This is a genomic window from Rhizobium album, assembly GCF_003122325.1.
GTDB lineage: Bacteria > Pseudomonadota > Alphaproteobacteria > Rhizobiales > Rhizobiaceae > Metarhizobium > Metarhizobium album.
This window is the reverse complement of the sequence record NZ_QFBC01000015.1, coordinates 40,909-56,900: the sequence shown is the minus strand read 5'-3', so window position 1 is coordinate 56,900 and position 15,992 is coordinate 40,909. Positions and strand designations below refer to the sequence as shown.

General features: G+C 63.0%; 13 protein-coding genes. 5 read left to right on the top strand and 8 right to left on the bottom strand.

The genetic code is table 11. The features are described from left to right. Window positions 1-22 precede the first annotated feature (22 nt). From DEM27_RS25095 to DEM27_RS25085, 3 genes are all read left to right on the top strand, one after another. Entirely contained in the window at window positions 23-1,207 is a 1,185-nt protein-coding gene (locus tag DEM27_RS25095) for an efflux RND transporter periplasmic adaptor subunit (protein WP_109460988.1), read from the top strand. 115 nt (window positions 1,208-1,322) lie between these two features. Further along, the gene (locus tag DEM27_RS25090) at window positions 1,323-4,529 is read left to right on the top strand and encodes an efflux RND transporter permease subunit (RefSeq protein WP_109460987.1); all 3,207 of its coding nucleotides are present in this window, start codon (window positions 1,323-1,325) and stop codon (window positions 4,527-4,529) included. Window positions 4,530-4,829: 300 nt separating this feature from the next. Further along, entirely contained in the window at window positions 4,830-5,453 is a 624-nt protein-coding gene (locus DEM27_RS25085; protein WP_109460986.1) for a YjbE family putative metal transport protein, read from the top strand. Between the two features lie 28 nt (window positions 5,454-5,481). Here the strand turns inward: DEM27_RS25085 and DEM27_RS25080 are convergent, their stop codons facing one another. Then, complete coding sequence (locus DEM27_RS25080) at window positions 5,482-6,447, bottom strand: magnesium and cobalt transport protein CorA (protein WP_109460985.1); 966 nt, start codon at window positions 6,445-6,447, stop codon at window positions 5,482-5,484. A 161-nt stretch (window positions 6,448-6,608) separates the two neighbouring features. Between DEM27_RS25080 and DEM27_RS33670 the strand changes: the two genes are divergently transcribed. Next, on the top strand, window positions 6,609-6,797 hold the full coding sequence (locus DEM27_RS33670; RefSeq protein WP_128755566.1) for a hypothetical protein: 189 nt from the start codon (window positions 6,609-6,611) through the stop codon (window positions 6,795-6,797). Beyond that, complete coding sequence (locus DEM27_RS25075; RefSeq protein ID WP_128755565.1) at window positions 6,794-8,449, top strand: sensor histidine kinase; 1,656 nt, start codon at window positions 6,794-6,796, stop codon at window positions 8,447-8,449. Before DEM27_RS33670 ends, DEM27_RS25075 begins: the two co-directional genes overlap by 4 nt. A gap of 9 nt (window positions 8,450-8,458) precedes the next feature. Here DEM27_RS25075 and DEM27_RS25070 read toward each other — a convergent pair whose 3' ends face one another. The 7 genes from DEM27_RS25070 to DEM27_RS25040 all read right to left on the bottom strand — a co-directional run bounded on the left by DEM27_RS25070 (window position 8,459) and on the right by DEM27_RS25040 (window position 15,630). Next, complete coding sequence (locus DEM27_RS25070) at window positions 8,459-9,184, bottom strand: copper homeostasis protein CutC (RefSeq protein WP_109460983.1); 726 nt, start codon at window positions 9,182-9,184, stop codon at window positions 8,459-8,461. Then, on the bottom strand, window positions 9,177-10,091 hold the full coding sequence (locus DEM27_RS25065) for an ROK family protein (RefSeq protein WP_109460982.1): 915 nt from the start codon (window positions 10,089-10,091) through the stop codon (window positions 9,177-9,179). The genes DEM27_RS25070 and DEM27_RS25065 overlap by 8 nt, the downstream gene beginning before the upstream one ends. Window positions 10,092-10,100: 9 nt before the next feature. Further along, a complete protein-coding gene (locus DEM27_RS25060) occupies window positions 10,101-11,102 on the bottom strand; it encodes an ABC transporter ATP-binding protein (RefSeq protein WP_109460981.1) in 1,002 nt (333 codons plus the stop codon). Between the two features lie 13 nt (window positions 11,103-11,115). Then, the gene (locus tag DEM27_RS25055) at window positions 11,116-12,177 is read right to left on the bottom strand and encodes a Gfo/Idh/MocA family protein (protein ID WP_109460980.1); all 1,062 of its coding nucleotides are present in this window, start codon (window positions 12,175-12,177) and stop codon (window positions 11,116-11,118) included. After that, a complete protein-coding gene (locus tag DEM27_RS25050; RefSeq protein ID WP_109460979.1) occupies window positions 12,174-13,013 on the bottom strand; it encodes a carbohydrate ABC transporter permease in 840 nt (279 codons plus the stop codon). The genes DEM27_RS25055 and DEM27_RS25050 overlap by 4 nt, the downstream gene beginning before the upstream one ends. A 10-nt stretch (window positions 13,014-13,023) precedes the next feature. Then, window positions 13,024-13,974: a carbohydrate ABC transporter permease gene (locus DEM27_RS25045; protein ID WP_109461076.1), complete on the bottom strand. Its 951-nt coding sequence runs from the start codon at window positions 13,972-13,974 to the stop codon at window positions 13,024-13,026. Window positions 13,975-14,373: 399 nt separating this feature from the next. Further along, entirely contained in the window at window positions 14,374-15,630 is a 1,257-nt protein-coding gene (locus DEM27_RS25040; protein WP_109460978.1) for an ABC transporter substrate-binding protein, read from the bottom strand. Between the last annotated feature and the right edge of the window lie 362 nt (window positions 15,631-15,992).

Here is a 15,992-nt window from a genome sequence, read left to right as displayed (position 1 = left end):
CCGGAGCCAAGGAGAGTACATCATGACGTCGAAAAAGACGCGCTGGGCCCTGTTGGGCACCGGCATGGGCATTGTCGTCTCTGCAATTGCCGCAGGCACCTATCTGGACCTGCCGGGCGGCGCGATTGCCGCGCAGTCGGGACAGGCAGCACAGGTTCCGGCTATCCCCGTCACCGTTGCTACCGTCGAGCCGCACAATGTTTCGACCTGGCAGGAATTTTCCGGCAGGCTGGAGGCGGTCGACCGCGTCGAGGTCCGCTCCCGCGTGGCCGGCGCCATCCAGTCCGTGCATTTTCGCGAGGGCGGGCTGGTGAGGACCGGCGACCTGCTCATCACCATCGATCCGGCACCCTATGAGGCGGCCGTCGCACGGGCGGAAAGCCAGGTGGCCTCCGTCCAGGCCCGCCTCGATCTCGCCACGGCGGAACTCGCCCGCGGCAAGGTGCTGTCGTCGAAGAGCACGATTTCGCAAAGCGATTTCGCCCAGCGGCAAAGCGCCTTCAGCGAAGCCACCGCAGCCCGCCAGGCCGCGGTTGCCGCGCTCAAGGTGGCGCAGCTCGATCTCGGCTATACCGAAATCCGCGCGCCGATCGCCGGCCGGGTGGGCAAGCTGGAAATCACCGTCGGCAATCTCGTTGCCGCAGGCTCGGCGTCGCCGGTCCTGACGACGCTGGTGTCCATCGACCCGATCTATGCCGGCTTCAGCGTCAACGAGGAACTGGTGGCCAAGACGCTGGCCGCCCTGCCCTCGCCCTCCGGCGTGCCGGCGATCGAGGCCGTGCCGGTCGAAATCACCACGCTGGCCGGGAAGGTCGCCCCGATCCGCGGCAAGCTGCAGCTCATCGACAACGAGGTGGATGCGGCCAGCGGCACGATCCGCGTCCGCGCCGTCTTCGACAATCCCGGCGGCCTGCTGATCCCCGGCCAGTTCGTCCGTATCCGCCTCGGCGAGCCGAACGCCAGCGAACGGCTGACGATCAGCGAGCGGGCCATCGGCACCGACCAGGACAAGAAGTTCGTCTTCGTCGTCGGCGCCGACAACACCGCCAGCTACCGCCAGGTCGAACTCGGCGCCAAGGTGGACGACAAGCGCATCGTCGAGAAGGGCCTTGCGGCCGGCGACACGATCGTCGTCAGCGGCCTGCAGCGCATCCGCTCCGGCGCGGTCGTTCTGCCGCAGGCCGAAGGCCAGGTCGCCCAGCAGTAAAAATACCCGGCGGCCCGCCGCCGGCAGCAACGACATCCGGTTTGTGCAGCGCCCGAACGACGTTTCGGGCGCCAGGGCCGGTTTACGCCATCGTTCAACCCCGAAGGGGACGAAAATGAACATTTCCCGCTTCTTCGTCGACCGACCGGTGTTCGCCGCCGTCCTGTCGATCCTCATCGTCGTCGCCGGCCTCATCGGCATGCGCGCCCTGCCGATCTCCGAATATCCCGAAGTCGTGCCACCCTCCATCGTCGTACGCGCCAGCTATCCGGGCGCCAACCCGATCGTCATCGCCCAGACGGTGGCGACACCGCTTGAAGAACAGATCAACGGCGTCGAGGACATGCTGTACATGTCCAGCCAGGCGACCTCGGACGGCGTGCTGACGCTCACCGTCACCTTCAAGCTCGGCACCGATCCGGACAAGGCGCAGCAGCTGGTGCAAAACCGCGTATCGCAGGCAGAACCCCGCCTGCCGGCGGAAGTGCGCGCGCTCGGCGTCACCACGGTCAAAAGCTCGCCCGACCTGATGATGGTCGTCCACCTCGTTTCCACGGGCGGGCGCTACGACCTCACCTACCTGCGCAACTATGCGACGCTCAACATCAAGGACCGCCTGGCCCGCATCGAAGGCGTCGGCCAGGTGCAGGTGTTCGGCGCCGGCGACTACTCGATGCGCGTCTGGATCGACCCACAGAAGGCGGCCGAACACAATCTGGCGGCCAGCGACATCACCAACGCCATCCGCCAGCAGAACGTCCAGGCCGCCGCCGGCATCATCGGCGCGTCGCCCAGCCTTTCCGGCGTCGACATGCAGCTGAACGTCAACGCCCAGGGCCGCCTGCAGACGCCGGAAGAATTCGGCGACATCATCGTCAAGAGCGGCACCGACGGCGCGATCACGCGGCTGAAGGACGTCGCCCGCATCGAACTCGGCGCGGCCGACTACACGCTCCGCTCGCTGCTCGACGGCAATCCTGCCGTCGCCATTCCTGTCTTCCAGGCGCCGGGCTCGAACGCCATCGCCATTTCGGACGCCGTGCAGGACACCATGAGCGAACTGCAGCTGGCCATGCCGGAAGGCGTGCGCTACGAGATCGTCTACGATACGACGAAGTTCGTGCGTGCCTCCATCGACAAGGTGGTCGACACGCTTCTCGAAGCCATCGCACTGGTCGTCCTCGTCGTCATCCTCTTCCTGCAGACATGGCGTGCCTCGATCATCCCGCTGATCGCCGTCCCGGTCTCGATCATCGGCACCTTCGCGGTGATGTACGTCTTCGGCTTCTCGATCAACGCATTGACCCTGTTCGGCCTGGTGCTGGCGATCGGCATCGTCGTCGACGACGCCATCGTCGTGGTCGAAAACGTCGAGCGCAACATCGAAAACGGGCTGAGCCCGCGCGACGCCACCTATCGCGCGATGAAGGAAGTCTCCGGCCCGATCATCGCCATCGCGCTGGTGCTGGTTGCCGTCTTCGTGCCGCTTGCCTTCATCACCGGCCTCTCCGGCCAATTCTACCGGCAGTTCGCGCTGACCATCGCCATCTCGACCGTCATTTCGGCGATCAACTCGCTGACGCTGTCCCCGGCGCTCGCCGCCCTCTTGCTGAAGGATCACCATGCGGCCAAGGACTGGCTGACGCGCGGCATGGATGCGGTGCTCGGCTGGTTCTTCCGTGGCTTCAACCGTGCCTTCGGTGCGGCCTCGAACGGTTACGGCCGCAGCGTCGGCGGGCTGCTGTCGCGCAAGAGCCTGATCATGGCCGTCTATATCGGTCTGATCGGCGCCACCTACAGCATCTTCACGGCGGTGCCCGGCGGTTTCGTGCCGGCGCAGGACAAGCAGTATCTCATCGGCTTCGCCCAGCTGCCCGACGGCGCGACGCTGGACCGCACGGAAGAGGTGATCAAGCGCATGAGCGAGATCACGCTGGCGCAGCCGGGCGTCAAGAATGCGCTCGCCTTCCCCGGCCTGTCGATCAACGGCTTCACCATCGGCTCCAACTCAGGCATCGTCTTCGCCGTGCTCGACGATTTCGAGGACCGCAAGTCGCCGGAACTGTCGGGCAATGCCATTGCCATGCAGCTCAACCAGAAATACGGCGTCATCCAGGATGCCTTCATCGCCATGTTCCCGCCGCCGCCGGTCAACGGCCTGGGCTCGACGGGCGGCTTCAAGCTGCAGATCGAGGATCGCGCCGGCTTCGGCTACCCGGCCCTCGACGAAGCCACCAAGGCTTTCCTCGCAAAGGCCTATCAGACGCCGGAACTGGCCGGGCTGTTCTCCTCGTTCCAGATCAACGTTCCGCAGCTTTATGCCGACCTCGACCGTGCCAAGGCGCAGCAGCTCGGCGTGACGGTGACCGACGTCTTCGAAACGCTGCAGATCTACCTCGGCTCGCTCTACGTCAACGACTTCAACGCCTTCGGACGCACCTACAGCGTGCGCGCCCAGGCCGACGCCCAGTTCCGTTCCAAGCAGGAGGATATCGGCCAGTTGAAGGTGCGGTCGCAGAGCGGCGAGATGATCCCGCTGTCGGCGCTCCTCAAGGTCGATGCCACCACCGGCCCGGAACGCACCACCCGCTACAACGGCTTCCTCGCCGCCGATATCAACGGCGGCCCGGCTCCCGGCTTCTCTTCGGGCCAGGCGCAGGCGGCCGTCGAACGCATCGCCCAGGAAACGTTGCCGCCCGGCATCGATTTCGAATGGACGGACCTGACCTACCAGCAGATCCTCGCCGGCAATTCCAGCCTCTTCGTCTTTCCCCTAGCGCTGCTGCTCGTCTATTTGGTGCTGGCCGCACAGTATGAAAGCCTGACCCTGCCGATCGCCATCATCCTGATCGTGCCCATGGGCGTGCTGGCCGCCCTGACCGGCGTCTGGCTGACGGGCGGGGACAACAACATCTTCACGCAGATCGGCCTTGTCGTCCTTGTTGGACTATCCGCCAAGAACGCCATCCTGATCGTCGAGTTCGCGCGTGAACTGGAGTTCGAGGGACGCACGCCGGTCCAGGCGGCGATCGAGGCGAGCCGCTTGCGCCTGCGCCCGATCCTGATGACCTCGATGGCCTTCATCATGGGCGTCGTGCCGCTGGTGATCTCCACCGGCGCCGGGGCGGAAATGCGGGCCGCCATGGGCGTCGCCGTCTTCGCCGGCATGATCGGCGTCACCTTCTTCGGCATCTTCATGACGCCAGTGTTTTACGTGATCATGCGTCGCATTGCCGGAAACAAGGCGCTTGTGCAGCACGGCAGGGAGGCGGCGAACACACAGGACGAACACGCCGCGTCCCATTCGATCGCCGCAGAATAAAGCGCGAATGGCAAAGAAGATCGGCTCACGGGCATGGAACACGGCCGGTGAGCCGAATTGCCTCCGGGCGCTTTCAGGGAGCGCCGCCCCCTTCTCTCCGACATCAGGGAACCGTCGTGGCTACCGCTCCGTCATTCGCACTTCGCCCGGCGAAGTCACCGGCGCCCTGTTTTTACGGTAAAACCCAATCACGCCGATAATCGCTTTTGCAACGCACAATATTGCCCGGGAGAACGCCCGGCCGGTTGACGCCCTTCACTCAAGGCGTTAGCACCCATGCAGCAGTGGAGACTTGACTTCATGGAATTGTTCACGGCTGCCGGCCTGGCGGCGCTTCTTCAGGTCATCGCGATCGATCTTGTCCTGGCCGGCGACAATGCCGTTGTCATTGGCCTCGCCGCAGCGGGCCTTCCGGCGGCGCAGCGTCGCAAGGCGATCGTCGTCGGGATTATCGCCGCCACGGTTCTTCGCATCCTGTTTGCCACAATCACCGTGCATTTGCTGGCGATCCTGGGCCTGCTGCTCGCCGGCGGCCTGCTGCTGCTCTGGGTCTGCTGGAAGATGTGGAACGAACTGCGCGCCTTCAACGCCCATGACGATGCGGAAGGCGCCGAGGGCACGCCGAAGGTGCAGAAGACCTTCCTGCAGGCGGCAACCCAGATCGTCGTCGCCGACGTCTCGATGTCGCTCGACAACGTGCTGGCCGTCGCCGGCGCGGCGCGCGAACACCCCTCCGTGCTGGTCATCGGCCTTGGCCTTTCCATCGCCATGATGGGGATTGCCGCAAATTTCATCGCCAGGCTTTTGAACAAGCACCGCTGGATCGCCTATGTCGGCTTGCTGATCATTCTCTATGTCGCGCTCGACATGATCTGTCGCGGCACGATCGAGGTCCTGCCCACCGTGCAGCAGTGGTTCGCCTGACGTTTCAGGCGAACCGTTTTTCCGTCTTCTAAAGCCAGCGGGCTTTCTTAAAGCGGAGATAGAGGATGAAGCACAACAGGACGATGACGCCGAGCACGACGAAATAGCCATAGGTCGTCTTCAATTCCGGCATGTTTTCGAAGTTCATGCCGTAAATGCCGGCGATCGCCGTCGGCACGGCGAGAATCGCCGCCCAGGAGGCGAGCTGGCGGGTAATGACACCCTGCCTTTGCTGCTCCAGCAGATTGCTGGCCTCGAAGACTGACGTGATGACGTCGCGCAAGCCGGCAATCGTCATCTCCGCCCGCATCGCGTGGTCGAGCACATCGCGAAAATAGGGCTTGGCCTCCGGGTCGAGGCAAGGCAGGTCGAGATGGACCAGCTTGCCGCAGAGCTCCACCATCGGCCCAATCACCCGGAGAAAGCGGATCACCTCGCGGCGCGTGCGGAAGATGCGGGTGATCTGATCGCGCTCGAGGAAGGCATCCAGCATCTGCTGTTCCATATCAAGCATCTCGTCCTCGATCGACTGGACGATCGGCAGGTAGCCGTCGACGATAAAGTCGAGAATGGCATGCAGCACATAGTCCGGCCCGTGCCTCAGCGTCTGCGGCGTCGCCTCCAGTTGGCTGCGCAGCTTGCTGTGGCCGCGATCCGAGCCGTGGCGGACGGAAATGATGTGGTTTCGGCCGATGAAGATCGCCGTCACGCCGAATTCGATGCGCTCGCCGACGCGGTGCGCCGTCTTGGCGGCCACGAACAGCTGGCTATCGTAGATATCCACCTTCGGACTCTGGGCGGGATTGAGCGAATCCTCGATCGCCAGCGGATGCAGCTGGAAATTATGCTTCAGCGTCGTCATCTCCTCCAGTGTCGGCTCGTGCAGGCCGATCCAGATGAAGGTGTTTTCGTCCTCCGGCGGCACCGCGCGGTCGATCGGCACCGCCTCGATGCGCTTGCCGTCACGATAGAGATAGGAGGCTACGACAGTCATGGCATGTCCTGCATTTGCGGCCGGGCCGCTCGAAAGATCAACCGGTTGTCGCGTTCTGCATCCGCCGACTTGCGCGTATCGAAGCGTCGGCAGTTGCGTCGCGACATGGAGACGGTCATACTCCTCGGAAATGACCTGCGCCACCGGACCGCAAGCCCAGCATGAAACAAAATTTTCACCATTTGCCTGCCGGAAGCCTTTATATTTTCGTCACGCGCAAAATCATGAGAGAAGAAAGCGCGATTTTGCGAATGGAACATGGCATTGTTCTTGCCTCGCGGTGGGCGAATCGGACGTTGAATGCTGAAAAAGCACGGCTCGTCGGTGTTGTGTGGGGGAACGTGACGTGAGAAGGCGGCTTGTCGCCGTAGCGGCGACGGCGTTGCTTCCTGCCATCGGGATGCTCACCTACAACGAGCTTCTGGGCAGGCAGCAACGGGATCGGGAAATTCACCAGCAGGCGTTGCAGGCTGCGCGGCAGGCGGCATCTGAGGTCAACCGAATCATCGAGGGCGTTCATAGCGTGCTGATTGCCGCCGCGGCGATCCCTGCCGTTTTCGATATGGATCGGGCCGGATGCACCAGCGCCCTGAAGCGTGTCTCCAGCCAGGTGCCGCCGATCCGTTCCATCCTCGTCTTCGACCTGGATGGCAAACTTGTCTGCGACAGCTTCGGCATGCCCGCGGGAATGGATTTTTCCGAACGCAGCTATATCCGCGATGCCCTTGCCGTCAACGACTTCGTCGTCGGCGAATACACGATCAGCAAGCTTTCCGAAGGGCCGATCCTGCCGGTGGCGATGCCGCTGCGCAACGGAACGGAGGTGAAAGGTATCATCGCCACCGGCATCCGCCTGGAATGGCTCGATCAGCGCATCCGGGAAAGGGGCATCACACCCGGCGGCGTGGTGACGATTGCCGACCGGAATGGCATCATCATTGCCCGCAACCCGGAATCGCAACGTTTCGTCGGCAACAGCATTGCCGAGGCTTTCAAACCCTATCTCACGGCCCCCAGGGCCGGCACGACCGAAATGAGAAGTCCGGACGGCACCCTGCGCATCGTCGGCTACGAGCCGGTGTCGCTTCCCAACAGCCCGCTTTACATCGGCGCGGGAATCTCCAAGGAAAAGGCCTTCGCCGACATCAACCGCACCACGCTGGCAGGCGTGGCTTTTATCCTGCTCGGCGCCCTCATTGCCGTCATTTCTGCCGTTTTCGTCGGCAACCGGTTCATCCTGCGGCCGATAGACCACATCGTCGACGTGCTGCAGCGGTGGCGCGGCGGCGATGTTGCCGCAAGGACCAACATGGGCGGACGTTACGGCGAACTGGGCCTTGTCGGTGCCTCGGTCGATCACCTTCTCGACGAACTGGACGAAAGGCGGCGCCAGACGGAGAAGATGGTCGAGGCACGAAAGCTGATGGGACGGGAGCTTGCCCATCGCGTCAAGAACACCCTGTCGATCGTCCAGGCAATCGCGCGCCAGACGTTCGGGCGGCAGAACCCGGAAGAATTCAAGTCGTTCTCACAGCGCATCGGCGCCTTCGCCGGCGGCTACGACATCCTCCTCGCCGATGATTGGGAAAGCGGCGATTTGCGCGAGGTCATCGACCGTGCGCTGCTGCCGCACCTCGATGCGCTCGACCAGCGTATCAGCCTGGACGGTCCCAGCTGCCATCTCAGCCCGCCGGCAGTGCTTTCACTGTCGATGATCATCCACGAACTTGCGACCAACGCGACGAAATACGGCGCCCTCAGCGATGGCACGGGGTCTGTCCGGATCGAATGGGCCGTCAGTGACGGCAAGGTAAAGCTCACCTGGAACGAAAACAGCGACCGGAGCTTCGAAGTGCCGAGCCGCGAGGGGTTCGGCTCCCGGTTGATCCGCAGCGCTTTCCCGGCGGAATTCGAAGCCGAGACGCATTTTTCCTATGAGGCCGACGGCCTGAAATTCTCGTTGTCTTTCATCGGCCGCACAACCGGCGAAGCGGAAGCGTGAAGACCAGCCTCAATCGCGCCTGAGCCGCTGCTTCAGGGCGGCCACCATGGCTGCGTCGGTTGAACGTGCCTGCGGGCTTGCAAATCCGAACGCCAGGAGTTTTTCGTCGGCCATATCGGCAAGTCGCGAGCAGGAGGAATGCACCTCCGTCACCTCCGGCCGCGACAGCAGCCCTTCGATGGTGGCCAACGTCACGCCGGCCCCCGGCATGATCGAAACGCGCCCGCGTGCGGCGACGAACGCGTCCTCGATGCCTGCCATTCCCTCCGCGATCGTCCGGGCGCCGCCGGATGTCAGGATGCGTTCGAACCCGACATCGGCCGCGACATCCACCGCCTCGGCAATGTCAGGTGCCAGATCGAAGCTGCGATGCAATGTGCTTCCCAGCCCCACGGCCGCCGTCAGGAGGCTCTTCAGCGCCGCATGGTCCAGCCGACCGTCCGGCCGGTTGGCTCCGATGACGACACCGGCAAGTCCGGCGCTGCGCACGGCATCGATCTCGACTTTCATCATCTCCAGTTCGACCGGGGAATAGATGAAGTCACCGGCGCGCGGGCGGATCATCGCATAGACCGGAACCGGCATGCGGGCCGCCCGTTGCATCAGCCCGGGCGTCGGCGTCAGGCCGCCCAGCGCAAGCGCACTGCACAATTCGATCCGGTCGGCACCGCCGGTAACGGCAGCCTCCAGGCCGGCCGCGCTATCGACGCAGACTTCGAGCAGAATATCAGGCATGGCCAAACTCCTTCAGGCCGAGGATGGCGGCACCGATCAGGCCGGGTTCGACGCGGCATGTGCCGCGCACCACCAATGGCCGATCGAAACGACGAAGCGTGCGGCTGCGCACCGTGCGGTCGATTTCGGCGAGCAGTTGTTCGCAATTGGAAAGCCCGCCGCCAACAGGTACGATCGTCGCCCCGGTGATGTTGATCGTCAGCGCCAGCGGTGAACTGACGAGATCGATGAGCACGCCGACGGTGCGCGCCGCTTCCGCATCGCCGGCCAGCCAGTCGGCGACGATGCGCTCGCTGTCCAGATCCTTGTCGTGAACGAGGCGGTGGAGCCGCTCCAGCCCGCGGGCGCCGCCGACCGTATCGACGCAACCCCTCTGGCCGCAGCCACAGGCAAAGGGCGGAATGGCGACCGGCGGCGTGCCGGCATAAGCGGCGATGGCCGGTCCATGCCCCCATTCGCCGGCGAAACCACCTTCGGCATTCACCAGCCGTCCGTCGACCACCAGGCCGCCGCCGACCCCGGTGCCGAGAATGGCGCCGAAGACGATGCGGTGACCTCGGCCCGCGCCGACGCCGGCTTCCGCCACTGCCAGGCAATCCGCGTCGTTGGCGATCAACACCGGCAGCCCCAGTGCCGCCTGCAGGTCTGCGGCAAGCAGCCGGCCATCGATGCAGGGAATGTTGGCAACCTTGGCAGCCCTGGTTTCGGGATCGATGACGCCGGCGATCGAAATGGCGATGCCGTGCGGTTTTTCGCCAATCTCTGCCAGAGTTCGAGCCAGCACGCCGACAAAAGCGTCGAAATCCTGCGCCGGCGTCGGCACGCGCGGCAGGGTCCGCACATCCGTCGGGGAATGGGCGACGGCACCCTTGATGGCGGTGCCGCCGATATCGAAACAGAGGATCATCGTTTCCCGTTACCGGATTGCCCGGTCGTTGGCATCGAAGCGATGCATGGAATTGCGGTCCGGCGTGGCGAAAACCACGTCGTCGGTCGCATACTGATGCTCGCCGAACAGGCGCACCGTCAAGAGGCCGGTCGCCTCCGTCTCCATGTAGACGATGGTATCGGCGCCGAGATGTTCGACGTGGACCACCTTGCCCTTCCAGTCGCCGCTTTCGCGCGACAACGCGATGTGCTCGGGGCGGATGCCGACGGTCTTGGCGCCGCTCTCGCCGAGCTTGCCGGCATCGATGAAGTTCATCTGTGGCGAACCGATGAAACCGGCGACGAAGACATTGGCCGGATGGTTATAAAGCTCCATCGGCGAACCGACCTGCTCGATGGCGCCGGCGCTGAGCACGACGATCTTGTCGGCCAGCGTCATCGCTTCCACCTGGTCATGGGTGACGTAGATCATCGTCGCTTTCAGCTCGCGGTGCAGGCGGGCGATCTCCAGGCGGGTCTGGACGCGCAGCGCCGCATCGAGATTCGACAGCGGTTCGTCGAACAGGAAGAGTTTCGGCTCGCGGACGATGGCGCGGCCGATGGCGACGCGCTGGCGCTGGCCGCCGGAAAGCTCGGCCGGTCGGCGGGCGAGATAGGGATCGAGCGAAAGCATCTTCGATGCCTTGGAAACCCGCGTTTCGATCTCCTGCGCCGGCGCACCGGCCTGCTTGAGGCCGAGGCCCATATTGTCCTTCACCGTCAGGTGCGGATAGAGCGCGTAGGACTGGAAGACCATGGCGATGCCGCGCTTGGCCGGCGGCACCGTCGCCACCTCCTGGCCGTCGATGCGGATGCTGCCCTGCGTTGCGTCCTCAAGCCCGGCGATGACGCGCAGCAGCGTGGATTTGCCGCAGCCAGAGGGGCCGACGAAGATGACGAATTCGCCATCGGTGACGTCGAGGTCGATGCCCTTCAGCACTTCGTGGGTGCCAAAAGCCTTGCGGATGGATTTCAGTTGGAGAGAGCCCAAAGTCGCTGATCCCTTACAAGATGACCGGTGCGCCGGTGCGGACACTTTCATCCGCGGCAAGGCAGATGCGCAAGGATTGAACCGCATCGTCCATATGGCGGGTGAGATCGATATCCTCGCGGATCGCCCTCAGGACGTAGGCCTGTTCGAGGTCGCAGAGATCCTGATGCCCCGGTTCGCCGGCCATGGCCAGGTCCTCGTCGGGTTTGAGGAAGCGGCCATTCGGCCCGGTTTCGGCCGAATGGACCCGGATGACGGCAGTTTTCGTGTGCGTGTCGATATCGTCGGACTTGGCGTTCGGGTCCATGACGATGGAGACCGAGCCCTTCGGCGACATGACGTCCTTCACGAAGAAGGCGGTTTCGGAAATCATCGGCCCCCAGCCGGCCTCGTACCAGCCGACCGAGCCGTCCTCGAACATCACCTGCAGGTGGCCGTAATTGTACATGTCCGACTTCACCTCGTCGGAGAGGCGCAGGCCCATGCCGCGCACCTGCACCGGCTTGGCATCGGTGATCTGGCACATGACATCGACATAATGCACGCCGCAATCGACGATCGGCGAGGTGGTCTGCATCAGCGCCTTGTGGGTTTCCCAGGTCGGGCCGCTGGACTGCTGGTTGAGGTTCATGCGGAAGACGTAAGGCGGTCCGAGCTTGCGGGCTTCGGCGATCAACCGCACCCAGGAGGGATGGTGGCGAAGAATGTAACCGATCACCAGCTTGCGGCCGGCCTTCTTGGCGGCAGCGACGACACGCTCGGCATCGGCAACCGTCGTCGCCAGCGGCTTTTCGACGAAGACGTGGCAGCCGGCCTCGAAGGCGGCGACGGCGTAGTCGGCATGGCTGTCCGAATAGGTGCAGATCGAGGCGAGATCGGGCTTCAGTTCGGCGAGCGCCGCCGAAAAATCCGGATGGATCGTGTAGCCCTGCAGCTCTTCCGGCAGGGCGACCTGCGAACGGTTGACGAGGCCGACGATCTCGAAGCCGGGATCGTTATGGTAGGCGAGCGCATGGCTGCGGCCCATATTGCCGAGGCCGGCGACAAGGACGCGAACGGGGTTTTGCGAACTCACTTGACTGCTCCTGCTGTGATGCCGCGGATCAGCTGCCGCGAGAAGATGACGTAAAGGACGAGGACCGGGAAGATCGCCAGCGACAGGGCCGCCAGCACGGCGTTCCAGTTGGTGACGAACTGGCCGATGAACATCTGCGAACCGAGTGTGACCGTCTTGGTCGATTCACCGGGGGCGAGGATCAGCGGGAACCACAGGTCGTTCCAGATCGGGATCATGGTGAAGACGGCGACCGTCGCCATCGCCGGCCGCACGAGCGGCAGCACCAGGCGGAAGAAGATCGCATATTCCGACAGCCCGTCGATGCGCCCGGCGTTCTTCAGGTCGTCGGAGACGGTGCGCATGAATTCCGACAGGATGAAGATGGCGAGCGGCAGGCCCTGCGCCGTATAGACGAGGATCAGCGCCGTCAGCGTGTTGACGAGGTTTGCCGCGACCATGCCCTGCAGGATGGCGACCGTGCCGAGACGGATCGGGATCATGATGCCGATGGCGAGGTAAAGCCCCATCGCCGTATTGCCGCGGAAGCGGTATTCGGAGAGCGCGAAGGCCGCCATGGCGCCGAACAGCAGCACGAAGAAGATCGACACCACCGTGACGACAAAACTGTTCTGGAAATAGAGCAGGAAATCGCCCTGCTTCAGCACCGTCTCGTAGCCGACCAGGCTGAAGGTCGAAGGGGTCGGAACCGCCATCGGCTCGCGGAAGATGGCGTTCTTCGCCTTGAACGAGTTGATGATCGTCAGGAACACCGGAAACAGCGCGATCAGCGTGTAGGCGATCAGCGCCAGATGCACGAAGCCCGAACGGATGGGGGATTGGGTCGCCTTGGCCACGAGATCCTCCTCAGAACTGGTAGCGACGCATGCGCCGCTGGATGATGAAGAGATAGAAGGACACGCCGGCGAGGATGATCAGGAACATCACCGTGGCGATCGTCGCACCCATGGAGCGGTCGCCCAGTTGCAGCTGGAAGCCGAAGAAGGTGCGGTAAAGCAACGTGCCGAGGATGTCCGTCGAGCCGTCGGGTCCGGCAAGCGCCCCCTGCACGGTGTAGATCAGGTCGAAGGCGTTAAAATTGCCGACGAAGGTCAGGATCGAGATGATACCGATGGCCGGCAGGATCAGCGGCAGCTTGATCTTCCAGAACTGGCTCCAGCCGGTGATGCCGTCGCATTCCGCCGCCTCGATCACCTCGTCGGGGATGTTGAGCAGGGCCGCATAGATCAGCATCATCGGGATGCCGACATATTGCCAGACGGAGATCAGCGACACGGCGATCAGCGCCGAACCGGGCTTGCCGAGCCAGGGCGAAAACAGCGCCTTGAGGCCGACCAGATCCATCATCCACGGCGCCACGCCCCAGAGCGGCGAGAGAATGAGCTTCCAGATGAAGCCGACGATGACGAAAGAAAGCAGCGTCGGCAGGAAGATCGCCGTGCGGTAGAAGCTGACGAAACGCAGCTTCGGGATCGACAGCATGGCGGCGAGCGCTACCCCGATCGGATTCTGCACCACCATGTGGATGGCGAAGAAAATCAGGTTGTTCTTCAAAGCATTCCAGAAGCTCGCGGCCCAGCGGTCGTCGCCGAACAGGGTCGAGAAGTTGCCGAGCCCGACAAAGACCGACTGGCCTTCGACCGTATTGAAAAGCGACAGCCGCAAGGTTTCGATCAGCGGCAGGATCATGATCGCCGAATAGACGATGACGGCCGGCGCCAGGAAGACGACGATATGCCAGCGGAACGGCCGCTTGATCGTGGGTAGGTCTGGATCGCTGTGATCGGTTGCGCTCATGGTTCGGTCCATTGTTCGGATCTTCGTGTCGTCCATTGCCCCCGCGGGCCGGACATGCGGCATTCTCGCGCCACGGATGTCTTCGGCGCCGCCTACGGACGGGGAAACTTGGCTTGCCTATACCAAACAGCAAATCGCCTTCGGCGTCGATTGAAATAGGAAAGCAAGTGGTGGATCGGGTTTGTTTTGTCGGATGGCGTAAGCCCCTCATCCGCCTGCGTCCTGCGGACCCTTCTCCCCGCATGACGGGGAGAAGGAGATATGCTGCACCCATTTCGCCACACTCGACGTTGCGTGTGGCAAGTCCCCTCTCCCCGCAAGTGGGGAGAGGATTAGGGCGAGGGGCAGAGCGGCCGATGCCAAAGTTGCAAGAGAGCGATGACGCTCCCTCAACTCACATCACTTCGCGGGCTTGTACCAGCTGTCGAGGCCTTTCTGGAGCTTTTCGCCGGCAACTTCCGGCGTATCCGTGCCGTTGATGACGTTGGCGGATTCCACCCAGGTCTCGTTTTCGAGGTTCGGCGTGCCGCGCGACAGGATCTGGTAGGTCGAACGGATCGTCGGCTTGCACTTTTCACGCCAGGAAACGAATTCCTGCGCCAGCGGATCGGCCATCTTCACAGCCGTCGAGTTCAGGCTGAAGAAGCCCGGCAGCGAATTGGCGTAGATGTCGGCGAATTCCGGCGAAGCGATCCACGAAAGCAGCTTCTTGGCTTCTTCCGCATGGGCGCTCTTGGCATTGAGGCCGACACCGATGTCGTTGTGGTCGGAGATGTAGCACGTATCGCCGGCAGCCTTTACCGGCGGCGGGAAGGCGCCCATCTTGAAATCGGCCTGGCTGTTGAAGAGACCGATTTCCCACGAACCGGCCGGATAGATCGCCGCGCGGCCGAGCGTGAACAGGTTCTGGCTGTCCGGATAGGTCTGGGCTTCGAAGCCGTCGCCGAGATAATCCTTCCACTTGGCGAGAACCCTGTAGGGCTCGACCCAGCCGGCGTCGGTCAGCTTCTGCTCGCCCTTGATCAGGGCGGCGCGACCCTCTTCACCCTTCCAGTAGGTCGGGCCGATATTCTGGTAGCCCATGGTCGCGGCTTCCCAGAGATCCTTCGTGCCCATGGCCATCGGAACATAGGTGCCGTCGGCCTTGATCTTGTCGAGCGCGGCGAAGAATTCGTCTTCGGTCGTCGGAACGGCGATGCCGAGCTTGTCGAAGGCATCCTTGTTATAGATGAAGCCGTGGATGACCGAAGCCATCGGTACGCAGAAGGTTGCCGAACCGTCGTCCGTCGTCCAGGCGGATTTGGCGACCGGCGAGAAGTTTTCCATGCCGGCGAGCGAGGTCAGGTCGGCAAGATGCTTTTTGTTGTAGAGTTCGAGCGAGGCGTCGAACGGACGGCAGGTGATCAGGTCGCCGGCGGAACCGGCATCGAGCTTGGCGTTCAGAGCGGCATTGTATTCGGTCGGTGCGGTCGGCGAGAAGACCACCTTGATACCGGGGTTCTTCGCTTCGAACGCAGGAATGAGTTTTTCCTGCCAGATCGACAGGTCGTCGTTGCGCCAGCTTTCGATGGTCAGCGTCACATCCTCTGCATGCGCAATGCCGGTGACGCCCAGAATGCTCGTGGTGACGAGCAATGCCTTCATAATGCGGGTCATTCTGTTCTCCCTCTTCCGGAACGCCACTATGACGCCCCTGAAACCCTGTCGTTTTTGTCCGCGCCTTTGCCGGCGCAGGACCGGTATCGTGTTTTCAGGAGAACAGGTCCGCACGAGATACCTTTGATTTTCCGGCATTCTGGTGCATGGTCGGCAGGCTTGGCTGTCCGGTTGTTCCCCTTTGTCGTGAGAATGCCAAAAAAATACCAATTGTCCAGCGGCAAATTTACGTTTTTGCGCAAACAGCGGACCAACATAAGATCGGAAGCGAATAAATCGTTTAAAAACATATTATTAAGTTTTTTTAAAAGACCGGACCAAAACGCCCTTGGTTAATGGTTCTTTTTTGGTATTATCCCGCC

What these genes read in the sequence shown, in the direction of transcription:
- DEM27_RS25095 (WP_109460988.1), top strand. Translation starts at nt 23, where the DNA reads ATGACGTCGAAAAAGACGCGCTGGGCCCTGTTGGGCACCGGCATGGGC.
- DEM27_RS25090 (WP_109460987.1), top strand. Translation starts at nt 1,323, where the DNA reads ATGAACATTTCCCGCTTCTTCGTCGACCGACCGGTGTTCGCCGCCGTC.
- DEM27_RS25085 (WP_109460986.1), top strand. Translation starts at nt 4,830, where the DNA reads ATGGAATTGTTCACGGCTGCCGGCCTGGCGGCGCTTCTTCAGGTCATC.
- DEM27_RS25080 (WP_109460985.1), bottom strand. Translation starts at nt 6,447, where the DNA reads ATGACTGTCGTAGCCTCCTATCTCTATCGTGACGGCAAGCGCATCGAG.
- DEM27_RS33670 (WP_128755566.1), top strand. Translation starts at nt 6,609, where the DNA reads ATGAAACAAAATTTTCACCATTTGCCTGCCGGAAGCCTTTATATTTTC.
- DEM27_RS25070 (WP_109460983.1), bottom strand. Translation starts at nt 9,184, where the DNA reads ATGCCTGATATTCTGCTCGAAGTCTGCGTCGATAGCGCGGCCGGCCTG.
- DEM27_RS25065 (WP_109460982.1), bottom strand. Translation starts at nt 10,091, where the DNA reads ATGATCCTCTGTTTCGATATCGGCGGCACCGCCATCAAGGGTGCCGTC.
- DEM27_RS25045 (WP_109461076.1), bottom strand. Translation starts at nt 13,974, where the DNA reads ATGAGCGCAACCGATCACAGCGATCCAGACCTACCCACGATCAAGCGG.
- DEM27_RS25040 (WP_109460978.1), bottom strand. Translation starts at nt 15,630, where the DNA reads ATGACCCGCATTATGAAGGCATTGCTCGTCACCACGAGCATTCTGGGC.